Origin of the sequence: Paenibacillus sp. FSL M8-0334 (assembly GCF_038000405.1) — a bacterium.
Classification (GTDB): Bacteria; Bacillota; Bacilli; order Paenibacillales; family Paenibacillaceae; genus Paenibacillus_AQ; species Paenibacillus_AQ campinasensis.
In genome coordinates this window covers 2254083-2276354 of sequence record NZ_JBBOCH010000001.1, presented here as the reverse complement: position 1 = coordinate 2276354, position 22272 = coordinate 2254083, and the positions used below count along the sequence as shown (strand labels likewise).

The 22272-nt window shown below is 53.6% G+C and carries 17 protein-coding genes and 2 rRNA genes; all 19 read left to right on the top strand.

Annotated features, from left to right (window positions below; translation table 11 throughout):
• The first annotated feature begins 179 nt into the window (after positions 1-179).
• On the top strand, positions 180-1118 hold the full coding sequence (gene nadA, locus MKX64_RS09930) for a quinolinate synthase NadA (RefSeq protein WP_095267698.1): 939 nt from the start codon (positions 180-182) through the stop codon (positions 1116-1118).
• A gap of 38 nt (positions 1119-1156) precedes the next feature.
• Positions 1157-2773, top strand: coding sequence for an L-aspartate oxidase (nadB, locus tag MKX64_RS09925; protein WP_095267699.1), 1617 nt, complete (start codon positions 1157-1159; stop codon positions 2771-2773).
• A complete protein-coding gene (gene nadC, locus MKX64_RS09920) occupies positions 2763-3638 on the top strand; it encodes a carboxylating nicotinate-nucleotide diphosphorylase (protein ID WP_095267700.1) in 876 nt (291 codons plus the stop codon). The genes nadB and nadC overlap by 11 nt, the downstream gene beginning before the upstream one ends.
• Positions 3635-4402, top strand: coding sequence for a type III pantothenate kinase (locus tag MKX64_RS09915; protein ID WP_095267701.1), 768 nt, complete (start codon positions 3635-3637; stop codon positions 4400-4402). The genes nadC and MKX64_RS09915 overlap by 4 nt, the downstream gene beginning before the upstream one ends.
• A gap of 67 nt (positions 4403-4469) precedes the next feature.
• Complete coding sequence (gene hslO / locus MKX64_RS09910) at positions 4470-5354, top strand: Hsp33 family molecular chaperone HslO (protein ID WP_095267702.1); 885 nt, start codon at positions 4470-4472, stop codon at positions 5352-5354.
• A gap of 21 nt (positions 5355-5375) precedes the next feature.
• The gene (locus tag MKX64_RS09905) at positions 5376-6308 is read left to right on the top strand and encodes a peptidyl-prolyl cis-trans isomerase (RefSeq protein WP_095399177.1); all 933 of its coding nucleotides are present in this window, start codon (positions 5376-5378) and stop codon (positions 6306-6308) included.
• 362 nt (positions 6309-6670) lie between these two features.
• The gene (gene cysK, locus MKX64_RS09900; protein ID WP_095267704.1) at positions 6671-7609 is read left to right on the top strand and encodes a cysteine synthase A; all 939 of its coding nucleotides are present in this window, start codon (positions 6671-6673) and stop codon (positions 7607-7609) included.
• Positions 7610-7956: 347 nt separating this feature from the next.
• A complete protein-coding gene (locus tag MKX64_RS09895) occupies positions 7957-9588 on the top strand; it encodes an anthranilate synthase component I family protein (RefSeq protein WP_341035717.1) in 1632 nt (543 codons plus the stop codon).
• A 1-nt stretch (position 9589) separates the two neighbouring features.
• Positions 9590-10171, top strand: coding sequence for an aminodeoxychorismate/anthranilate synthase component II (gene pabA / locus MKX64_RS09890; RefSeq protein WP_095267706.1), 582 nt, complete (start codon positions 9590-9592; stop codon positions 10169-10171).
• Positions 10168-11073: an aminotransferase class IV gene (locus tag MKX64_RS09885; protein ID WP_341035716.1), complete on the top strand. Its 906-nt coding sequence runs from the start codon at positions 10168-10170 to the stop codon at positions 11071-11073. Before pabA ends, MKX64_RS09885 begins: the two co-directional genes overlap by 4 nt.
• The gene (gene folP, locus MKX64_RS09880; RefSeq protein WP_341035715.1) at positions 11054-11914 is read left to right on the top strand and encodes a dihydropteroate synthase; all 861 of its coding nucleotides are present in this window, start codon (positions 11054-11056) and stop codon (positions 11912-11914) included. The genes MKX64_RS09885 and folP overlap by 20 nt, the downstream gene beginning before the upstream one ends.
• Positions 11915-11949: 35 nt before the next feature.
• Complete coding sequence (gene folB, locus MKX64_RS09875; protein WP_095267709.1) at positions 11950-12312, top strand: dihydroneopterin aldolase; 363 nt, start codon at positions 11950-11952, stop codon at positions 12310-12312.
• Positions 12313-12319: 7 nt separating this feature from the next.
• Positions 12320-12868 carry a 2-amino-4-hydroxy-6-hydroxymethyldihydropteridine diphosphokinase gene (gene folK, locus MKX64_RS09870; RefSeq protein WP_095267710.1) on the top strand — a complete coding sequence of 183 codons (549 nt, stop codon included), beginning with the start codon at positions 12320-12322 and terminating at the stop codon, positions 12866-12868.
• Positions 12820-13023, top strand: coding sequence for a helix-turn-helix domain-containing protein (locus MKX64_RS09865; protein ID WP_095267711.1), 204 nt, complete (start codon positions 12820-12822; stop codon positions 13021-13023). The genes folK and MKX64_RS09865 overlap by 49 nt, the downstream gene beginning before the upstream one ends.
• A gap of 109 nt (positions 13024-13132) precedes the next feature.
• Entirely contained in the window at positions 13133-14158 is a 1026-nt protein-coding gene (dusB, locus tag MKX64_RS09860) for a tRNA dihydrouridine synthase DusB (RefSeq protein WP_155619083.1), read from the top strand.
• Between the two features lie 207 nt (positions 14159-14365).
• Positions 14366-14842 carry a transcription elongation factor GreA gene (greA, locus tag MKX64_RS09855; protein WP_095267713.1) on the top strand — a complete coding sequence of 159 codons (477 nt, stop codon included), beginning with the start codon at positions 14366-14368 and terminating at the stop codon, positions 14840-14842.
• 201 nt (positions 14843-15043) lie between these two features.
• The gene (gene lysS, locus MKX64_RS09850; protein WP_341035714.1) at positions 15044-16558 is read left to right on the top strand and encodes a lysine--tRNA ligase; all 1515 of its coding nucleotides are present in this window, start codon (positions 15044-15046) and stop codon (positions 16556-16558) included.
• A gap of 618 nt (positions 16559-17176) precedes the next feature.
• Positions 17177-18729 (top strand): 16S ribosomal RNA (locus tag MKX64_RS09845).
• A 308-nt stretch (positions 18730-19037) separates the two neighbouring features.
• A 23S ribosomal RNA gene (locus MKX64_RS09840) occupies positions 19038-22087 on the top strand.
• Together the 16S and 23S rRNA genes form the textbook arrangement of a ribosomal RNA operon.
• Positions 22088-22272 lie beyond the last annotated feature (185 nt).

Sequence of the window (22272 nt, the reverse complement as noted above, 5' to 3'; positions counted from 1 at the left end):
CGAAGATTCGTTTTCCGGTTTTTTTGTGCTTTCTATCACATTGACAGGAAATACGCGAATTGTGTAAATTTAATGTTACATAAGGATGCGCTTCCTTTCACAAACTTGGTGGCCATCCGATTATCTATCTGGTTATTCGGCGGCAAGCTGCCGCACAACATAAGGGGAGAGGGTCGATCATGGAGGCTTTGGCGCTGGAGCGTAAGGCGGAGCAGAATCGCGAGCTGCGTGAACGGTTGTTGCAATTGAAAAAGGAACGAAATGCTATCATTTTGGCTCATTATTATCAACGGGATGAAATTCAAGAAGTAGCCGACTTTCGAGGGGATTCCTTTTTGCTGGCCCAGAAGGCAGCGCAAACGGACGCAGAAGTGATTGTGTTCTGCGGCGTTCATTTTATGGGGGAGAGCGCCAAAATTTTGGCACCGAACAAAACTGTGCTCATTCCTGACGAACGTGCCGGATGTCCAATGGCAGACATGGTGAACGTAGATGGATTGCGGAAGCTGAAAGCCCAGCATCCGAATGCCAAAGTGGTCACCTATATTAATTCCTCGGCCGAGATCAAAGCGGAGACCGACATTTGCTGTACATCTTCCAATGCGGTGAAGGTGATTCAATCGGTGGATTCCGATGAGATAATATGGGTACCGGACAAAAACCTGGGCCACTATGTGCAGCAGCATACGGATAAGAAGCTGATCATATGGGAAGGGTACTGCAACACCCATGACATGCTGACAGTGAAGGATGTCGTGGAGATGAAGGCCAAGTATCCGAATGCTGAGTTCGTGGTGCATCCGGAATGCCGTCCGGAAGTGGTCGCCATGGGTGATTTTGTAGGCAGCACAACCGCCATTCTTGAATATTGCAAAAATTCACCGGCCAAGGAATTTATCGTGGGAACGGAAGATGGAACGGGGTATCAGCTTCGTCTGGACAGCCCGGATAAACAATTCCATTTCGCAACCAAATTCCTGGTGTGTCCGAACATGAAAGTCAATAACCTTAAAAAACTGGTAAAAGCTCTGGAGACGATGAAGCCGCAAATTTATGTGCCGCCTGTCGTTGCCGAGAAAGCCAGAACTTCGTTAGAGCGCATGTTACAAGTGAAGTAGCATGCGCTACTCTTTCGTGAAAAGACAGGTGAATGATCATGATACCGCAATATCTGATTGACTTTGATCTGCAGGAGCTGCCGGTTGTCGAAACCGATGTCATCGTAATCGGGTCCGGAATTGCCGGCTTATATACATCTATTCTGGCGAGTGCGACGCATCGTGTGTTGCTGATCACCAAAAAATCGCTGCTAGAAAGCAACACGCGCTATGCGCAAGGCGGGATTGCCGCCGTCACGGCGGAGGATGATTCTCCGGCTTATCATCGGCAGGATACGCTGCTGGCCGGAGCTGGCCTCTGCTCTTCAGCGGCGGTGGATGTGCTCGTCAATGAAGGCCCGGCCGGTGTGCAGGAGTTGATTCGCCTGGGCACGATATTTGATGAGGTGAACGGCCAGCTGGCCTTGACCAAGGAGGGGGCGCACAGCCACAGGCGGATTCTGCATGCCAATGGGGATGCTACCGGTTACGAAATTGTCAGAGCCCTTTCCATTCAGGTTGAAATGCTTCACAATGTAGAGGTATGGGATGATCATTTTGTGATCGACCTGGTAACGGAGCAGGGGGAATGTCTTGGCGTTCTGGTGCAAATGCCGGACGGGAAGCGTGTATTCGTACGCGGACAGGCGACGATCCTCTGCTCTGGCGGCTCCGGACAGCTGTATCGCTATACAACCAATCCGGAGGTCGCAACAGCGGATGGCGTGGCGATGGCTTATCGGGCCGGCGCGCAGATTCGTGATATGGAATTTATTCAGTTTCATCCGACCGCGCTCAGTTATCCTGGCGCTCCGCGCTTTCTAATCTCGGAGGCCGTCCGGGGCGAAGGGGCTGTGCTTCGGAATATAAAAGGCGAGCGTTTCATGCATCGTTACCATGAGCTGCTGGAGCTTGCCCCAAGAGACGTGGTTGCCAGGGCGATTGTCAGCGAGATGGAGGAGACGCGCTCAACCTTCGTGTACTTGGATATTACGCATGAATCGCCGGAGATGGTAAAACACCGCTTTCCGACGATTTATGAGACCTGCATGCAGTATGGACTGGATTTATCCTCGGATTGGATTCCGGTCTCCCCTGCTGCGCATTATATGATGGGGGGCATCAAGACCAATCTGCATGGCGAGAGCAGCATCAAGCGGTTGTTCGCCTGTGGGGAGGTGTCTTCGACCGGGGTGCATGGAGCCAATCGGCTTGCCAGCAACTCGCTGTCGGAGGCGGTTGTGTATGGCAGCCGGATCGTGAATCAGATTCGGAGCCTGCCGAAGCGAAGCTCGGATATCCCGGCAGTGTCATTCCGTCTGGGCCGGACTGAAGGTCCTTTCCAGGCGATGGTGGAGAAGCGGCTGAAGCTGCAAAAGGTGATGGTGCGTTACGCTGGCCTGTGCCGCAGCCGTGACACTTTGCTGCGGGCTCAGGAGGAGCTTGGGCGGCAGCTTCCGCTGTTCCAAGCGCTGCTGTCGAAGCGGGAGGAGTACGAATTTGCCAATTTGCTCACCGCTTCGCTGCTGGTGGTACAGGGTGCGCTGCACCGGGAAGAGAGTCGCGGCGCGCATTTTCGCGAGGATTATCCGGAGCGGAATGATTCTGCCTGGCAGAAGCATATTATTCATACCCGGGATCAAGGAATGACGGAGGAAATCAGCGATGATGTTTAATGGATATAACGAGGGTCTACTGGATTGGATTCGGCTTTGGCTGCAAGAGGATGTCGGCTCCGGAGACATTACGACCCAGACGACAATTGCGCCGGGGCATGAGTCCAAGGCGATCATACATGCGAAGGAAGACGGGATTATCGCAGGCATGCCGGTAGCCGAAGCCGTGTTTCGCGCAGTAAGCCCGTCCCTGCAGTTCACGGCCATGGTCGAGGATGGTGACCGGGTGAGCAAGGGGACGGTTCTGGCGGAAGTGGAGGGCAGCACGCATCATATTTTGACCGGGGAACGGCTGGCTCTTAATCTGCTGCAGCGCATGTCGGGCATTGCTACAAGAACGCGCACTTATGTCGAGGCGCTGGAGGGGCTGCCGACCCGGCTGGTTGATACACGCAAGACCACGCCGGGCCACCGGATGCTGGAGAAGTATGCGGTCCGTGTCGGCGGCGGCGCCAATCACCGGTTTGGGCTGTATGATGCCGTCATGATCAAGGACAATCACATTAAGGGAGCTGGCGGCATCACTGCCGCGGTGACCCGCGCCCGGGCCCATATCCCGCACACGATGACGATTGAAGTGGAGACGGAAAGCCTGGAGCAGGTAGAGGAAGCGATTCAGGCCGGGGCGGATATCATCATGCTCGATAACATGGGACTGGAGCCCATGGCGGAAGCGGTTCGAATGATCAAGTCCAAAGCTCCGCATGTTCGAGTCGAGGCGTCAGGGAATGTATCGCTCGAAACGATTAAAGGAATCGCTCAAACCGGGGTGGACGTCATTTCGGTTGGGCGGCTTACCTATTCTTTCAGCAGCCTGGATATCAGTCTGGATCTGAACGCGAAGAAGGGAGGCGGCACGGCTTGATCTTGGTCGTTGATGTAGGCAATACCAATATCGTGCTTGGCGTATACAGAGGTAAGACGCTTTTGCATGATTTCCGGATCAGCACGGCACGCCGGGCAACGGTGGACGAATACGGCGTCCTGATTCATAACTTGTTCCAGATGTCCAATATCATGGTAAGCGAAATTGAAGGGGTTATCGTTTCTTCCGTGGTCCCGCCGCTGGTTGGCGTGGTGGAGGAGATGTGCCAGAAGTACATGCATAAGGACCCGCTCATTGTAGGGCCGGGGATTAAAACCGGGCTTAATCTCCGCTATGAGAATCCGCGAGAGGTCGGAGCTGACCGGATCGTGAACGCGGTGGCGGCCGTTGAGCTGTACGGAGGCGGTCCGTTGATCGTCGTCGATTTCGGCACAGCAACGACCTTTGATTGCATCGATGAGAAGGGCAATTACCTGGGCGGCGCGATCGTGCCTGGGATCGGCATCGCAACGGAAGCATTGGTGCAGCGGGCGTCCAAGCTGCCGCGGATCGAGCTGGAGAAACCGAAGAAGGTGATCGGGCGCAACACGGTTCACGCGATGCAGGCTGGCATCGTCTATGGCTATGCCGGGCAGGTTGACGGGCTTGTGAAGCGTATAAAAGCCGAGATGGGGGCAGACAATGTTAAAGTTATCGCCACCGGAGGCTTGGCTGAGCTGATCGCTGGCGAGACGGATTCGATTGACGAGATTGCGCCGCTCTTGACGCTTGAAGGGTTAAGAATTATATATGAACGCAACTAATGCCTATATAGAAACGTTAACAATGTACAATCTAATTTATGACATAAGCAGATGAGGGGGCTTGAAGATGGGGAATCACAATGACCGTATTTTGCGAGGAACCGCATTAAACGGAAAAGTGCGGGCATTTGCTGTCCGTACGACAGACTTGGTGGAGGAGCTCCGCCGGAGACATGACACCTACCCCGTTGTAACGGCCGCCTTAGGCCGGACGGTGTCCGCAGCAGCAATGATGGGTGCGATGATGAAGGGCGAGGAGCGCCTCAGCATCCAGGTTCGCGGTGACGGACCGATCGGGCTGATCGCGGCTGAAGCGAATGCTCATGGTGAGGTTCGCGGATATGTTAACAATCCGCATGTCGAGCTGACGAATATTCGGCCGGGCAAAATGGATGTCGCTGCGGCTGTCGGCCGCTCGGGTCACATCCATATCATTAAGGATTTGGGGCTCAAGGAGCCATACCGGGGCAGCGTTCCGATTGTGTCGGGCGAGCTGGCTGAGGATTTTACGTACTATTTTGCCGTATCTGAACAGACCAACTCTGCCGTAAGTCTCGGTGTGCTTGTAGCGCCTGATTACACGGTTGCTCGCAGCGGCGGGTTTATTATTCAATTGCTGCCGGGCGTGACGGACGAGGAAGTTTCGGAGCTTGAGAAGGCGCTGCAGCAGGTGCCTCCGATTACAGAGATGCTGGAAGAAGGCCTTGATCTGGAGGACATTCTGAAGCGGGTCGTTCCGGATTTCACCAAGCTGGACGAGATGGAAGTGCATTTTGCGTGCGACTGCTCCCATGAGCGGGTCGAGCGGGCACTGATCAGCATGGGCCAGGAAGAGCTTGTGCAGATGATCGAAGAGGATGGTCAGGCTGAAATTACATGCCATTTCTGCAATGAAGCTTATACCTTTGATGAAGAGCAGTTAAAATCCGTGCTGGCACGGGCCAAATCTTAAGTATTGGGATGAGCGACCGTAATGACGAGACAAGAGAAGGGATTGTGGGCGACCGTCATTGTCTTGACAGCAGGCGTTATCTTTATGGGCAGCTGGATGCTGTTTTCAGGAGGAGGCTCCATCGAAGGGATCAAGCAATTCAAGGGAACTTCTCCGGCGGTTGCATCCGTACAGGACAAGGCAATTACTGAGGACGAGTGGGTTGGCGAGCTGAAGAAGCGTTATGGCCGCGATGTGCTGATGACGATGCTGAACCGGCGTGCTGTCGCACTGGAGGCCAGCGGACGCGGACTGGACATAAGTGAAGCGGAATTAGAGGCAGAGTTTGAGCGGATGAGCAGAAGCTATGGCTCCAAGGAGCGCTTTATCGCGGAGATGGAGAGCCAGCTGGGCATTCCGGAAGAAGAGCTGAGACATGAGACGGTATATCGCTTGTTGCTCGAGAAGATTGCCACAGCTGACATTGAAATCGATCAACATCAGATCGACGAGTATTTGAAATTGCATCCTGATCAATATCGCCCCAAAAAACAAGTAGACATATCAGTAATCGAAGTTGCAACCCTGGATGAAGCTGAACAGGTACTGGATCGATTGGAGCATGGCGAAAACTTTGCGGATCTGGCGCAAGAAGTATCCATTGATGAATACACCCGGGATTATGGGGGAAGAATCGGTCTGGTGGAAGAGGATGATCCCTTTCAGTCCCAAGCGCTGCTTGAGACGGCTACATTGCTGGAAGCCGGAGATATTGCCGGTCCGATTCGCCTTGAAGACACGTATGGCATCGTCTATGTGCATGATGTGATCGAGCCGCCTACACTTAGCGAGGAGAGCATCCGCGAAGCGGTTCGCAAGCAGCTTGCGCTGCAGCAGGCGGTTTCGTTGTCCGAACTGGAGCAGCAGCTGCGGGAGAAATATGAGGCAAAAATATTCGCCGGCGTTCTGCCGTAACACTTGGTGCATCGATGCATCACCATTGAACTCATTGAAAATAATAGCCTTTGCCCAGCGGGAAATGTTTCGTGCATGCCAACGGGCAGAGGCTTGTTTTAAATATCGGCGCTGCGCGCCGGTTGGCACATCCGAATGGACTAGGAAAATTTACCCGGAAATTGTGAATTCGCTTGCCCTATGATATTGACAATAATCAATATCGTTTGATAAGATGAATGTACGAAAACCTACCTATTTACTCGGATATCAGGATGTGGGGCGAATGCTTCCTATCCGCACAACGAAGAGGGTTTAACTGAGCTTGTTATCCATAATTACTGTTTGTAAATTATATTGAGATCCAGAGGAGGGCTTCACTCATGGCAAAAGTCGTAAATAATGTGACAGAACTGATCGGAGGTACACCGCTGGTGCGTTTGAACCGGATCGTACCGGAGGATAGTGCGGAGATTTATCTGAAGCTGGAATACCAGAACCCGGGAGCGAGCGTGAAGGACCGGATTGCTGTCAGCATTGTGGAAGAGGCCGAGAAGGAAGGCCGCTTGAAGCCGGGCGGCACGATCATTGAAGCGACAAGCGGCAACACGGGGATCGGTCTTGCTATGGTAGCAGCAGCCAAAGGCTACAAGGCGATCATCGTTATGCCTGAGACCATGAGTATGGAGCGCCGCAACCTGCTTCGCGCTTATGGCGCGGAGCTGGTGCTGACACCGGGATCGGAAGGAATGAACGGTGCGGTTAAGAAGGCGGAGGAGATTCTGAAGGAGAATCCGGACTACTTCATGGCTGAACAGTTCAAGAACAAAGCGAACGTGAAAATTCACCGCGAAACGACAGGTCCTGAAATTGTAGAGGCGATTGAGTCCATCGGGGGCTCGTTGGATGCATTTGTGGCTGGTATCGGTACCGGCGGTACGATTACGGGTGCAGGGGAAGTGCTTAAAGATAAGTTCCCTGATATTAAAATCTATGCCGTTGAGCCGGCGGCTTCTCCAATCTTGGCCGGAGGCAAGCCAGGTCCTCACAAAATCCAAGGAATCGGCGCAAACTTCATTCCTGAAATTCTGAATCAGGAAATCTATGATCAGATCATTCATGTTGAGAATGATGATGCGTTTGAAACCTCTCGCAAGGTGGCTAAAGAAGAAGGCGTGCTGGGCGGTATCTCCTCTGGTGCAGCGGTATATGCAGCGCTGAAGGTAGCCAAGGAGCTGGGCAAAGGGAAGCGCGTGGTCGCTGTCATTCCAAGTAACGGCGAACGTTACCTGAGCACTCCGCTGTACAATTTCGAGGCATAATCTCCTATATTCGATATGCCAGGCCCTCAATGTTCAGAGCATTGGGGGCTTTTTTTGTAATTCTCGACGGGATAGGCCTGGCCAGATCCGCCGCGAGATCTATCGCATCAAAGGAAGAACGAACATAACCGCACTCAAATGCTTACGGCCCAGGCGGACCAGGGAGAATCAGAATCGAATGCGGCAAAATACTGAATACTACAGTTTAACCTTCACCGCTCCCGGAGACTTCGTGCCCCATTATTTGGCGACTGCAGCGTATGGGGTTTTCAAGCGGGGCGGGATGCAGTATACTGACAGGCAATAGTAAGAGTGCGGCTTTGTTATAAGGCGCGAGGAGGACAGGCATGGTGAAGAATGTAGAGCTGGCAGACTGGCTAGCATGGGCTGAGGAAGGATGGACCGTGCTGCCTTATCTGGTGAAAGTGTCGGGAGAAGGAGGCCGTCTGCCTGCGTCGTGGAAACAGGCGTGGAAGGCGGGCTCGCCGTACGCATTTGTGCTTGAGAGCGGAAAGGGCGGACGGTATACGTATTTGGGGCTTCACCCGGTGTCCGTCCTGACAGGCAAAGGCGGGTCAGGCGAGATGCTGGAGCTGGCGACGGGACAGCGAACGACCGCCGAAGGGCAGCCGCTGGAGCTTCTGGAGCGCTGGATGCGGCCCTTTGCCTCCCCGAAAGTGCCGGGCTGGCCTGATTTTCGCGGCGGATGTGTCGGCTTCCTCGGCTATGATGTGGCTCGCTCTCTGGAGCAGCTGCCACAGCTGGCTAGCGATGAGCCCGGGTTTCCGGATTATATGTGGATGCGAATGGAAGAGCTGTGGATTTACGACCACATTGAGCATGCGCTGTACTGTTCTGTTCATGCGCCGGTTTCATGGCTGGATGAAGGGAAGGAAGTGCGGAAGACCCCGGAGCAAGAGCGGAGGGAGTTGACGGCTTCGCAGAGGCTCAGGCTCGAAGCGCTGCTGCGGGATACGAAGGAGCGGGCGCGGCGGATGCATGCCCAGTGGAGGGACATGTTTGGCGCGGATCAGGAGAACGCTGCCGCTGAGCAGCTGCGAAACGAAAGGCTGGAGAAAGCCGGGGAGCTGCTTGGGCCGAAGGTTGAAGGTTGGGACCGGCTGGAAAGTGATTTTCCGCAGGAGGATTTCGAGCAGGCGGTGCTGGCGATCCAGGAGTATATCCGGCAGGGGGATGTGTTCCAGGTGAATCTGTCGGTTCGCCGGCACCTCAAGCTCCATGCGCATCCTCAGGATATCTACGAATGGATGCGGGCGCTCAATCCTTCGCCCTACATGGGCTATCTGACCTCTCCCGGGTTCACGCTGGCGAGCGGTTCGCCGGAGCTGCTTGTCAAGGTAAGGGACGATGTCGTATCGGCGCGTCCCATTGCGGGAACCCGCCGCCGCGGGGCGAATCCGGAGGAGGATGCCGCCATGGAGGCTGAGCTGACCGGCAGTGAGAAAGAGCGCGCAGAGCATATTATGCTCGTCGATCTCGAACGCAATGACATCGGCCGAATTGCCGCATATGGATCGGTGCATGTACCGGAACTGATGACCGTGGAGCGTTACTCGCACGTCATGCACTTGGTATCCCAGGTGGAAGGGAAGCTCAGCCATGGGAATAACGCCTATGATGTGATTGCGGCGACGTTCCCGGGCGGCACGATTACCGGCGCGCCGAAGATTCGGACGATGGAGATTATTGAGGAGCTTGAGCCTGTCACCCGGGGGCCGTATACCGGCTCGATGGGGTGGATTGATTATAACGGGGATATGGAACTGAACATTATTATTCGGACGCTTGTGGTGCAGGACGGCGTCGGGTACATCCAGACCGGTGCGGGCATCGTGATTGATTCGGACCCTTACCGGGAGTACAGGGAATGCCGCAATAAAGCGAAGGCGCTTGTCGCGGCCCTGATCTGCAGTGAAGAAGAAGCGGCAGCCCCGGCTGTCCATATGGGAGGGAACTAACATGATACTCGTGATCGACAACTATGATTCATTTACGTACAACCTGGTACAGTACCTCGGGGAGCTTGGCGAGGAGATCAAGGTGTGCCGGAATGATGAGATTGACATTGAAGGGATTCAAGAGCTGTCTCCGGATCATATTCTGATCTCTCCGGGGCCGTGCACGCCGAATGAGGCGGGCATCAGCCTGGATGTGATCTCGCATTTCAAAGGCAGCATTCCGATCTTCGGCGTATGCTTGGGACACCAGGCGATTGGCCAGGCGTTTGGCGGTAAAGTGATTCGTGCGGAGCGGCTGATGCACGGTAAAACGTCGGCTATCCACCATTCAGGCACATCGGTATTTGAGGGACTCCCGAATCCGTTCACTGCGACCCGTTATCATTCTCTTATTGTCGAGAAGGAGAGCCTGCCGGACTGCCTGGAGATTACGTCCTGGACTGAGGAAGGCGAGATTATGGGGCTGCGTCACAAGGAATATCCGGTTGAGGGCGTCCAGTTCCATCCGGAATCGATCATTACCGACCACGGTCACCAGATGCTGCGCAACTTCCTCAAGCGGAGCGCCGGAACGAAAGCATGAGCTATGTTGGATTAAACGGCTCGGTTGTGAGGCAGGATCAAGCTGCCGTCTCGGTAATGGACCACGGGCTATTGTATGGCATGGGGTTGTTCGAGACCTTTCGCACATATAACGGCATCCCCTTCTTGCTTGAGCGGCATCTTAAGCGTCTGTCAGACAGCTGCCGGCTGCTCGGGATTCATCATCAGCCTGATCCGGTGATGATTACCGGCTGGCTTCAGCAGCTGATGGCGGCGAATGGGCTATCTGAGGCGTACGTCCGGTATACCGTGACCGCAGGCGAAGCCCCGTTGGGGCTGCCAAGCGGTCAGTACACGGCTCCGGCTACACTCCTGTTCGCCAAGGCGCTGCCGCCGCTCAAGGCGGCGCTATATACTGAGGGCCGCGCATTGCAGCTGTTGTCAGTTACAAGAAATTCGCCGGAGACGCCGGTGCGACTGAAGTCGCTCCATTATATGAATAATGTGATGGCCAAGCGGGAGCTAGACGAGCGCAATGCGGCCACGGGCACGCAGGCCGAAGGGCTTATGCTGACGGCGGATGGTCATGTCGCCGAGGGCATTGTGAGCAATGTGTTTTTTGTAAAGGGAAACAAGCTGTATACACCGGAGATCAGCACCGGGGTGCTGCCGGGCATCACCCGGGCGGTCGTGCTTGAATTGGCCGAGGAACTGGGCGTCGAAGCCGAGGAAGGGCGTTACCGCTGGGGGGCGCTCGCCGGGGCGGATGAAGTATTTACGACAGGCTCCGTACAGGAGATCGTGCCTGTCACGAGGTTGATTGATGTGGAAGGCGCTTCTCACCGGATCGGAGATGGGCTCGCCGGGCCGCTCACCGGGAAGCTGCTGCAGGCATACCGAAAGAAAGCAGGGTTATATCGCCATGAAAACAACCATTTATGAACGTGAATATCGGCTGCGAAACGGCCAGGTGCTGAAGCTTGGCCAATCTACGCTGATTATGGGGATTTTGAACGTGACGCCAGACTCCTTCTCCGATGGCGGCCGTTATCACGATCCCGGGCGTGCGGTGGAGCATGCTCTTCGCTTATTCGAGGAAGGAGCCGATATTATAGATATCGGGGGAGAGTCGACGCGCCCGGGACACCAGAAGGTCGGCAAGGAAGAGGAACTGGCTCGGATTCTGCCGGTCATTGAAGCTCTTCGCCAGCAGGCTCCGCATATTCCGCTGTCCGTGGATACGTATAAGGCGGAGGTTGCGAGACAGGCGGTGGAGGCCGGGGCGCATATCATTAATGATGTTTGGGGATTTAAAGAAGACCCCGACATGGCTGCCGTGGCAGCGGCGCTTGATTGTCCTGTCATCCTGATGCATAACCGCCGCGACATGAATTATGTCGATCTGGTGGAGGATATGAAGCGGGATTTGCTGGACAGTGTCGATATTGCACGTGCCGGTGGCGTTAAGGAGCAGAACATCATTTTGGATCCGGGAATCGGTTTTGCGAAGGATTACGAGCACAATCTGCAGGTGATGTCGTCGCTGGATCATCTGGTGGGGCTCGGTTATCCGATGCTTCTTGCCACCTCGCGCAAGCGATTCATCAGAACGGCGCTGGATCTTCCGGTGGACGATGTGCTGGAGGGGACGGCCGCAACGGTGGCGTACGGCATTATGCAGGGATGTCAGATCGTTCGCGTTCATGATGTGAAGCATATGAAGCGCACGACGCGCATGTGTGATGCAATGCTGTATGTTTCGCCGGAGCTGACCCGGGCATAATGAAGGACAACCGAGTGAAAGGGCTGACGTAAGTGATGGACAAAATGATACTGAGCCGGATGGAGTATTACGGTTACCATGGCGTGTTTGAAGAGGAGCGGAAGCTTGGGCAGCGTTTTTATGTCGACCTGGAGCTGGAGATGGATCTAAGTGAGGCCGGACGGACGGATGATCTGAGCAAAACGGTAAATTATGCCGAGATTCACGAGCTCCTCCAAGGGATTATGCGGGAAGAGTCCTTTCAGCTGATCGAGGCGCTAGCCGAGCATATTGCATCCAAGGTACTGGACACTTATACTATTATCGATGCTTTAACGGTCCGATTGACGAAGCCGCACCCGCCTTTTGATATTCATTTTGAAGGTGTGACGATCGAACTTCGCCGGACCAGAAAGTGAGACGACCATGATGTTACACACCCCCTCTGATCGTTCAGAGGCTTATATTGCTTTAGGGGCCAATTTAGGTGACCGGGAAGGGAACCTGATGCAAGCCATTGAACGCCTGGATCAAGTGCCGGGCATTACGGTGGAGCGCTGCTCCCATCTGTATGAGACCGAGCCGGTAGGGTATGTCGATCAGCCGATGTTTCTGAACATGGCGGTCGCCGTTTCCACCTCGCTCAGCCCGCATCGGCTGCTGGCAGAAATGCAGCACATCGAGAAGGAGCTGGGCCGGGTTCGCCACATTCACTGGGGACCACGGACGGTGGATCTGGATCTGATCTGGATGGACGGACAGCGGCTCGATACGCCGGAGCTTGTGCTTCCGCATCCGCGTATGCAGGAACGGGCTTTCGTGCTTAGACCGCTGGCTGACATTGTTTCAGAGGAGGAGCCTTCCGGTTTATATAAGGTGGTACAGACAGCGCTGGAGACACTGGAAGGAAAGGAAGGGATACAGCTTTGGAAAACAAGCAACTGGCGCAGCGTATCCGCGCTTTCCGAAAACTGAAAGGCCTGACTCAGCAGGAGCTTTCCGACCGAACCGGAATCTCTTTGGCTGTGCTGGGAGCGATCGAGCGGGGCAATCGTACAGCTGAGGATCATCAGTTGGCCACAATTGCGGACACGCTTGGCATTTCGCTGCAGGAGCTGAGAGAAGGATAGTCGGCATACTGGGAAGATAGTCGAGGATGGATGACATTTGGAATGCACCGGGATTTGGCGACAGTCCCGACTATATATCATTAATGGAACCCGAAGGAGTGATGCCAAGATGCTAAAGATCGGCAATATTGAAATGAAGAACCAGGTCGTACTGGCGCCGATGGCGGGTGTCTGCAATCCGGCGTTCCGATTGATTGCCAAGGAGTTCGGCACAGGTCTGGTCTGTGCGGAGATGGTCAGCGGCAAGGCGATTGTGCACGGCAACAAGCGCACGCAGGAAATGCTGTTTGTGGATGAGCGCGAGAAGCCGCTGAGCCTGCAGATTTTTGGCGGGGACCGTCAAGCGCTTGTGGAGGCGGCCAAGGTGGTCGACAAGCATACGAACGCGGATATTATTGATATCAACATGGGCTGCCCTGCACCGAAGGTGACGAAGATGGATGCGGGGGCGCGCTGGCTGCTGGACCCGAACAAAATCTACGAGATGGTGGCGGCAGTCGTGGATGCGGTGGATAAACCGGTCACGGTAAAAATGCGCACAGGCTGGGATAGCGACCACATCTATGCCATCGAGAATGCGCAGGCGGTGGAGCGCGCCGGAGGTCAAGCGGTCAGCGTGCACGGACGTACGCGCGAGCAGCTCTACACCGGGCGCGCCGATTGGGACATCATCCGACAGGTGAAGGAAGCGGTCAACATTCCTATAATCGGCAACGGGGATGTGGTGACGCCTGAGGATGCGCGCCGCATGCTGGATACGACTGGCTGCGATGGCGTCATGATTGGAAGAGGGGCGCTTGGCAATCCGTGGATGCTGTACCGTACGGTTGAGTATTTGAAGACGGGCGAGTTGCTGCCGGACCCGAATCCGAGAGAGAAAATCCGGATTGCGATTCTTCATATGGATCGCCTCATTGCCCTGCGCGGTGAAGCGGTCGCGGTTCGCGAAATGCGCAAGCATCTGGCCTGGTACCTGAAAGGTCTGAAAGGATCGGCCCGGATCAAGGACATCATTATGGAGGAAACCAAGCGGGATGAACTGGTCAAGCTTCTGAATCAATTCGTGGATCAGCTCGAATGGGGAGATGAGTCCTCCAACAGTGTATATCCGCCGGTTGCAACCGCGATAGGTTAATGGGAGCTGGTGCGCTTCATTTCAGGCTTTCTGGCCGGGGCGGGAGGCCCTTCGGAGCGCATTGACTTTTTCTAATGGTTCCCATATAATCTTTCAGTATAAATTCAAGTAATGAACAAGCATCAGCGGGAAGTTCTGTTTCCCGAGAAATCGCATATAGTAAGCATATCGTGTTTTAAATTATTTACATGACAGGAGAATCGGTTAATGAGTGATAAAGAAGTCATTCTGACGCAGGATGGTCTGAAGAAGCTGGAGGACGAACTGGAAAACCTGAAGTCTGTGAAGCGCCGCGAAGTGGCAGAGCGGATTAAAGTGGCCATTGGATATGGCGATATCAGTGAGAACTCCGAATATGAAGACGCCAAGAACGAACAAGCTTTTATTGAAGGGCGCATTATTACACTTGAGAAAATGCTCCGCAATGCCCGCATCATCAATAACGATGATATTAACACCGATGTGGTAAGCGTTGGCAACACCGTGATCGTAGAGGATCTCGAATTCGGTGACAAGATGGAGTATACCATCGTGGGTACAGCTGAATCCGATCCGCTCAATAACAAGATTTCCAATGAAAGTCCTGTCGGCAAAGCGATCATCGGCAAACAAAAAGGTTCCGTTGTTGATGTGAACGTTCCTGCTGGCGTTATTCAATATAAAATTGTAGACATTAAGAAGTAAGTCGGAACGTTGAGGAAAGCTTCCTTCGGGGGGCTTTTTTAAATGTTGTCATGGATGGAGCGCAGGGAATATGATCGAGTGCGCTTTGAATGGAGGACGGGTCCGTCATTTCTGGTTGACTGCCGGAGAGTGGGATATGGACCATGCCGTCCTGCTGGATCGGGAGTAAACGATCGACGTATATGAAGGAGATGAACGACGATGACGGAAGAAAACAATCATCAGGAACAAGAGCAGGAGCTAAGTGAGCTGCTGCAGATCCGCCGCAACAAATTGGACGAGCTGCGCAAGCTCGGGATCGATCCTTTTGGCGGAAAATACGTAAGAACCGACCATGCCGGCGATTTGCTGAAGCAGTATGATGCGTTGCCTAAGGAAGAGCTGGACGAGAAGAAGGTTGAAGTCAACCTTGCCGGACGCATTATGGCCAAGCGGGGCATGGGTAAGGCTTCTTTTGCTCATATTCAGGATTTGACAGGCCGCATTCAGATCTATGTTCGCCAGGACACGCTGTCCGAAACGCAATACGAGGCGTTCAGCATTCTGGATCTGGGTGACATTATCGGCGTCAAGGGCGTTCTGTTCAAGACCAAAACCGGCGAGACTACGGTGAAGGTGCAGGAGCTTGAAGTGCTGTCCAAATCGCTGTATCCGCTCCCTGAGAAATTCCATGGTCTGAAGGATGTTGAGCTTCGCTACCGTCAGCGTTACGTCGATCTGATCATCAATCCGGATGTACAAAAGACATTCATTACACGCTCCCGGATCATCCAGTCGATGAGACGCTATCTGGATTCCCACGGGTATCTTGAGGTTGAGACGCCAACCCTTCATTCGATTCCGGGTGGTGCGGCGGCCCGTCCATTCATTACGCATCATAATGCGCTTGATATGGAGCTGTACATGCGGATCGCCATCGAGCTTCATTTGAAACGTCTGATCGTGGGCGGTCTGGAGAAAGTATACGAAATCGGCCGGGTGTACCGGAACGAGGGGATTTCGACGCGTCACAATCCGGAATTCACCATGATCGAGCTATATGAAGCCTATGCTGACTACAAAGATATTATGGCATTAACCGAGAATCTGATTTCTCATATCGCCCAGGAAGTTCTGGGCACACAGATCATTAACTACCAAGGCCACGAGGTGGATTTGACGCCACAGTGGCGCCGTGTATCGATGGTGGATGCGGTGAAGGAAGTGGTGGGCGTTGATTTTGGTGTTCAGATGACCGATGAAGAAGCACACCGTCTGGCAAAAGAGCACAAGGTGCCTGTAGAGCCGCACATGACGTTCGGCCACATTCTGAATGCATTCTTCGAGCAATTTGTTGAGGAGACGCTGATTCAGCCAACCTTCGTTACCGGCCATCCGGTGGAGATTTCACCGCTGGCTAAGAAGAATGACGAGGACCCTCGCTTCACCGATCGCTTCGAGCTGTTCATCGTTGCGCGTGAGCATGCCAACGCGTTCTCCGAGCTGAACGATCCGATCGATCAGCGTCAGCGCTTTGAAGCGCAGCTTAAGGAGCGCGAGCAGGGCAATGATGAAGCGCATGAAATGGATGAGGATTTCCTTCGTGCGCTGGAGTACGGCATGCCGCCGACTGGCGGTCTCGGCATCGGGATTGACCGGTTGATTATGCTGCTGACGGACTCCCCGTCGATCCGCGATGTGCTGCTGTTCCCGCACATGCGGAATCGCCAAGAATAGAGACGTGCAGCCCTGACTTCTTGCCGATCGCATTCGCTGCTTGCGCATGATGGAAGGGTTACGGCGCGTATAGATGTAGAACAAACCAGCCTGCTCGATTGAGCAGGCTGGTTTGTTGTTATATAGAGGTTGGGTTCGTGATGCGTGTTGTTGTATGCGATGCCGTGGGGCTTATCGTAAAATTCAATTGAACAATGGGCGCGGCTACTGATGGGACTGGGCAACCAGAGCTCTGAATGGATTACAATATTTTACCAGTATAAAAAGTTCGGACATAGGGTTGCTTTGTTGCTGTTATCATGATATATTATAAATCCGGTCACGAAATGGCCGACAGCACAGAGCAAGTGAGCAGCTGAATTTTGAATCAAATAAACATTCAAAAAAAGGCTTGCAAACTTATCTCGGATGTGCTACAATATAAAAGTTGCTGATGCGAACGAGATTCGCCGGTAACGAAGCAGTTGATCTTTGAAAACTGAACAACGAGTGGGTAAAACGAACCGCTTCGGCGGGGAGTTATGAATAGAGAATTGAACAAATTCTCGTCAGTTTTGAAATGAGCTACAAACTCATCGGTTGGATGATTTCTTGGAGCAATCCAGAGATGTTCGATCTTTATTGGAGAGTTTGATCCTGGCTCAGGACGAACGCTGGCGGCGTGCCTAATACATGCAAGTCGAGCGGAATCGATGGAGTGCTTGCACTCCTGAGATTTAGCGGCGGACGGGTGAGTAACACGTAGGCAACCTGCCCTCAAGACTGGGATAACTACCGGAAACGGTAGCTAATACCAGATAGGATATTTGGCTGCATGGCTGAATATGGAAAGGCGGAGCAATCTGTCACTTGAGGATGGGCCTGCGGCGCATTAGCTAGTTGGTGGGGTAATGGCCTACCAAGGCGACGATGCGTAGCCGACCTGAGAGGGTGAACGGCCACACTGGGACTGAGACACGGCCCAGACTCCTACGGGAGGCAGCAGTAGGGAATCTTCCGCAATGGACGAAAGTCTGACGGAGCAACGCCGCGTGAGTGATGAAGGTTTTCGGATCGTAAAGCTCTGTTGCCAGGGAAGAACGCCAGAGAGAGTAACTGCTCTTTGGGTGACGGTACCTGAGAAGAAAGCCCCGGCTAACTACGTGCCAGCAGCCGCGGTAATACGTAGGGGGCAAGCGTTGTCCGGAATTATTGGGCGTAAAGCGCGCGCAGGCGGTTCTTTAAGTCTGGTGTTTAAACCCGGAGCTTAACTTCGGGACGCACTGGAAACTGGGGAACTTGAGTGCAGAAGAGGAGAGTGGAATTCCACGTGTAGCGGTGAAATGCGTAGATATGTGGAGGAACACCAGTGGCGAAGGCGACTCTCTGGGCTGTAACTGACGCTGAGGCGCGAAAGCGTGGGGAGCAAACAGGATTAGATACCCTGGTAGTCCACGCCGTAAACGATGAATGCTAGGTGTTAGGGGTTTCGATACCCTTGGTGCCGAAGTTAACACATTAAGCATTCCGCCTGGGGAGTACGGTCGCAAGACTGAAACTCAAAGGAATTGACGGGGACCCGCACAAGCAGTGGAGTATGTGGTTTAATTCGAAGCAACGCGAAGAACCTTACCAGGTCTTGACATCCCTTTGACCCCTCTAGAGATAGAGGTTTCCTTCGGGACAGAGGAGACAGGTGGTGCATGGTTGTCGTCAGCTCGTGTCGTGAGATGTTGGGTTAAGTCCCGCAACGAGCGCAACCCTTGATCTTAGTTGCCAGCACGTAATGGTGGGCACTCTAAGGTGACTGCCGGTGACAAACCGGAGGAAGGTGGGGATGACGTCAAATCATCATGCCCCTTATGACCTGGGCTACACACGTACTACAATGGCTGGTACAACGGGAAGCGAAGCCGCGAGGTGGAGCCAATCCTAAAAAGCCAGTCTCAGTTCGGATTGCAGGCTGCAACTCGCCTGCATGAAGTCGGAATTGCTAGTAATCGCGGATCAGCATGCCGCGGTGAATACGTTCCCGGGTCTTGTACACACCGCCCGTCACACCACGAGAGTTTACAACACCCGAAGTCGGTGGGGTAACCGCAAGGAGCCAGCCGCCGAAGGTGGGGTAGATGATTGGGGTGAAGTCGTAACAAGGTAGCCGTATCGGAAGGTGCGGCTGGATCACCTCCTTTCTATGGAGAATCGCTCTCTGCAACGAGAGCATTCAAACACACGGTCAGCGCAAGCTGCCGGATCGACTTTACATCGTAAAGTCACCACCCACTCGTTGATCAGTTTTGAGAGTTCAACTCTCAAACAGCAGTTGCATTGTAACTGCGTTGATCCTTGAAAACTAGATAACGAAACGAATTTGCGTTTTAGAAATATCCTTTTAGCTGAACTTGTGTCACAACAAGTTACTAAAGTAGTAGAACGGAATGTTTGCATGATGAACGACTTTTGGCAACAAGGGAAGAGAATCAGGCAAACATGAAGTGAAGGTTAAGCTACTAAGAGCACACGGAGGATGCCTAGGCGCTAGGAGCCGATGAAGGACGTGGCGAACGACGAAATGGCCTCGGGGAGCTGTAAGCAAGCTTTGATCCGGGGATGTCCGAATGGGGAAACCCGGCTGGTGTAATAACCAGTCACTCACAGCTGAATACATAGGCTGTGAAGAGGCATACCCAGGGAACTGAAACATCTAAGTACCTGGAGGAAGAGAAAACAAGAGTGATTCCGTCAGTAGCGGCGAGCGAACGCGGAACAGCCTAAACCGAAGAGCTTGCTCTTCGGGGTTGTGGGACGTCTCACATGGAGTTACAAAGGTTTAGATTAGTTGAACAGGTCTGGAAAGGCCGGCCATAGAAGGTAAAAGCCCTGTAGTCGAAAATGTGAACCCTCCGAGACGGATCCCGAGTAGTGCGGGGCACGTGAAACCCCGTATGAATCTGCCAGGACCATCTGGTAAGGCTAAATACTCCCTAGCGACCGATAGTGAAGCAGTACCGTGAGGGAAAGGTGAAAAGCACCCCGGGAGGGGAGTGAAATAGAACCTGAAACCGTGTGCTTACAAGAAGTCAGAGCCCGTTAAATGGGTGATGGCGTGCCTTTTGTAGAATGAACCGGCGAGTTACGTTCCCATGCAAGGTTAAGGCGAGAAGCCGTAGCCGCAGCGAAAGCGAGTCTGAATAGGGCGAATGAGTATGTGGGCGTAGACCCGAAACCGTGTGATCTACCCCTGTCCAGGGTGAAGGTGCGGTAACACGCACTGGAGGCCCGAACCCACGTACGTTGAAAAGTGCGGGGATGAGGTGGGGGTAGCGGAGAAATTCCAATCGAACTCGGAGATAGCTGGTTCTCCCCGAAATAGCTTTAGGGCTAGCCTCGGAATGAAGAGTCATGGAGGTAGAGCACTGATTGGGTGCGGGGCCCGCAAGGGTTACCAAGCTCAGTCAAACTCCGAATGCCATCGACTTATGTCCGGGAGTCAGACAGTGAGTGCTAAGATCCATTGTCAAAAGGGAAACAGCCCAGACCATCAGCTAAGGTCCCCAAGTGTGTGTTAAGTGGGAAAGGATGTGGAGTTGCACAGACAACCAGGATGTTGGCTTAGAAGCAGCCACCATTTAAAGAGTGCGTAATAGCTCACTGGTCGAGTGACTCTGCGCCGAAAATGTAACGGGGCTAAACACACCACCGAAGCTATGGCTTGAATCGACTTCACTGCTTCTTTGAGGCTGTGAAGACCCAGGATGAACATTTTTGTCAGACTTGCGATGAAATCAAGGATGACCAAATGCTTCTCGGGGATAAACACATCACTTCGAAGGCGGAGTGAAGTCGATTCAGGGGTAGGGGAGCGTTGTATAGGCGTCGAAGGTGTACCGTAAGGAGCGCTGGAGCGTATACAAGTGAGAATGCCGGTATGAGTAACGAAAAGATCAGTGAGAATCTGATCCGCCGAAAGCCCAAGGTTTCCTGAGGAAGGCTCGTCCGCTCAGGGTAAGTCGGGACCTAAGGCGAGGCCGAAAGGCGTAGTCGAAGGACAACAGGTTGAAATTCCTGTACCACCATAAACCGTTATGAACGATGGGGGGACGCAGGAGGGTAGTGACGCGGACTGATGGATGTCCGTCCAAGCAGTGAGGCTGATGTGTAGGCAAATCCGCACATCGTTAAGGCTGGGCTGTGATGGGGAGTGAAAATTACAGTAGCGAAGGTCATGATCTCACACTGCCAAGAAAAGCCTCTAGTCAGGTGAAGGTGCCCGTACCGCAAACCGACACAGGTAGGCGAGAAGAGAATTCTAAGGCGCGCGGAAGAACTCTCGTTAAGGAACTCGGCAAAATGACCCCGTAACTTCGGGAGAAGGGGTGCCTCGGTAGGGTGAATAGCCCGAGGGGGCCGCAGTGAAAAGGCCCAAGCGACTGTTTAGCAAAAACACAGGTCTGTGCGAAGCCGTAAGGCGAAGTATACGGGCTGACGCCTGCCCGGTGCTGGAAGGTTAAGGGGAGCGGTTAGGGGTAACCCGAAGCTGTGAACCGAAGCCCCAGTAAACGGCGGCCGTAACTATAACGGTCCTAAGGTAGCGAAATTCCTTGTCAGGTAAATTCTGACCCGCACGAATGGCGTAACGACTTGGGCGCTGTCTCAACGAGAGATCCGGTGAAATTTTAATACCTGTGAAGATGCAGGTTACCCGCGACAAGACGGAAAGACCCCATGGAGCTTTACTGCAGCTTGATATTGAATTTGGGTACGATCTGTACAGGATAGGTGGGAGCCTAGGAAACCTGAGCGCCAGCTTGGGTGGAGGCGCCGTTGGGATACCACCCTGATCGTATCTAGGTTCTAACCTGGTGCCCTTATCGGGTACAGGGACCGTGTCAGGTGGGCAGTTTGACTGGGGCGGTCGCCTCCTAAAGAGTAACGGAGGCGCCCCAAGGTTCCCTCAGAATGGTTGGAAATCATTCGAAGAGTGCAAAGGCATAAGGGAGCTTGACTGCGAGACCCACAAGTCGAGCAGGGACGAAAGTCGGGCTTAGTGATCCGGTGGTACCGCATGGAAGGGCCATCGCTCAACGGATAAAAGCTACCCTGGGGATAACAGGCTTATCTCCCCCAAGAGTCCACATCGACGGGGAGGTTTGGCACCTCGATGTCGGCTCATCGCATCCTGGGGCTGAAGTAGGTCCCAAGGGTTGGGCTGTTCGCCCATTAAAGCGGTACGCGAGCTGGGTTCAGAACGTCGTGAGACAGTTCGGTCCCTATCTGTCGTGGGCGTAGGAAATTTGAGAGGAGCTGTCCTTAGTACGAGAGGACCGGGATGGACGTACCGCTGGTGCACCAGTTGTTCCGCCAGGAGCACGGCTGGGTAGCTACGTACGGAAGGGATAAGCGCTGAAAGCATCTAAGCGTGAAGCCCCCCTCAAGATGAGATTTCCCAATTCGTAAGACCCCTTGAAGACGACGAGGTAGATAGGTTGGAGGTGGAAGTGCAGCAATGCATGGAGCTGACCAATACTAATCGGTCGAGGGCTTATCCTAAAAGCTTTACGAAGTAAAGCTCGCTACGGAAGCATATGCTAACCCCGATACAACATTGGGGTATGCTACGGATAATATAACGCAAATCGTTTCGTATCTAGTTTTCAGGTGATCAAAACATCTGAAATCAAGCTGCATGTCCTTTATAAGGATTGATATTTTCTCGCAGCGATTTTGAGAAGCGG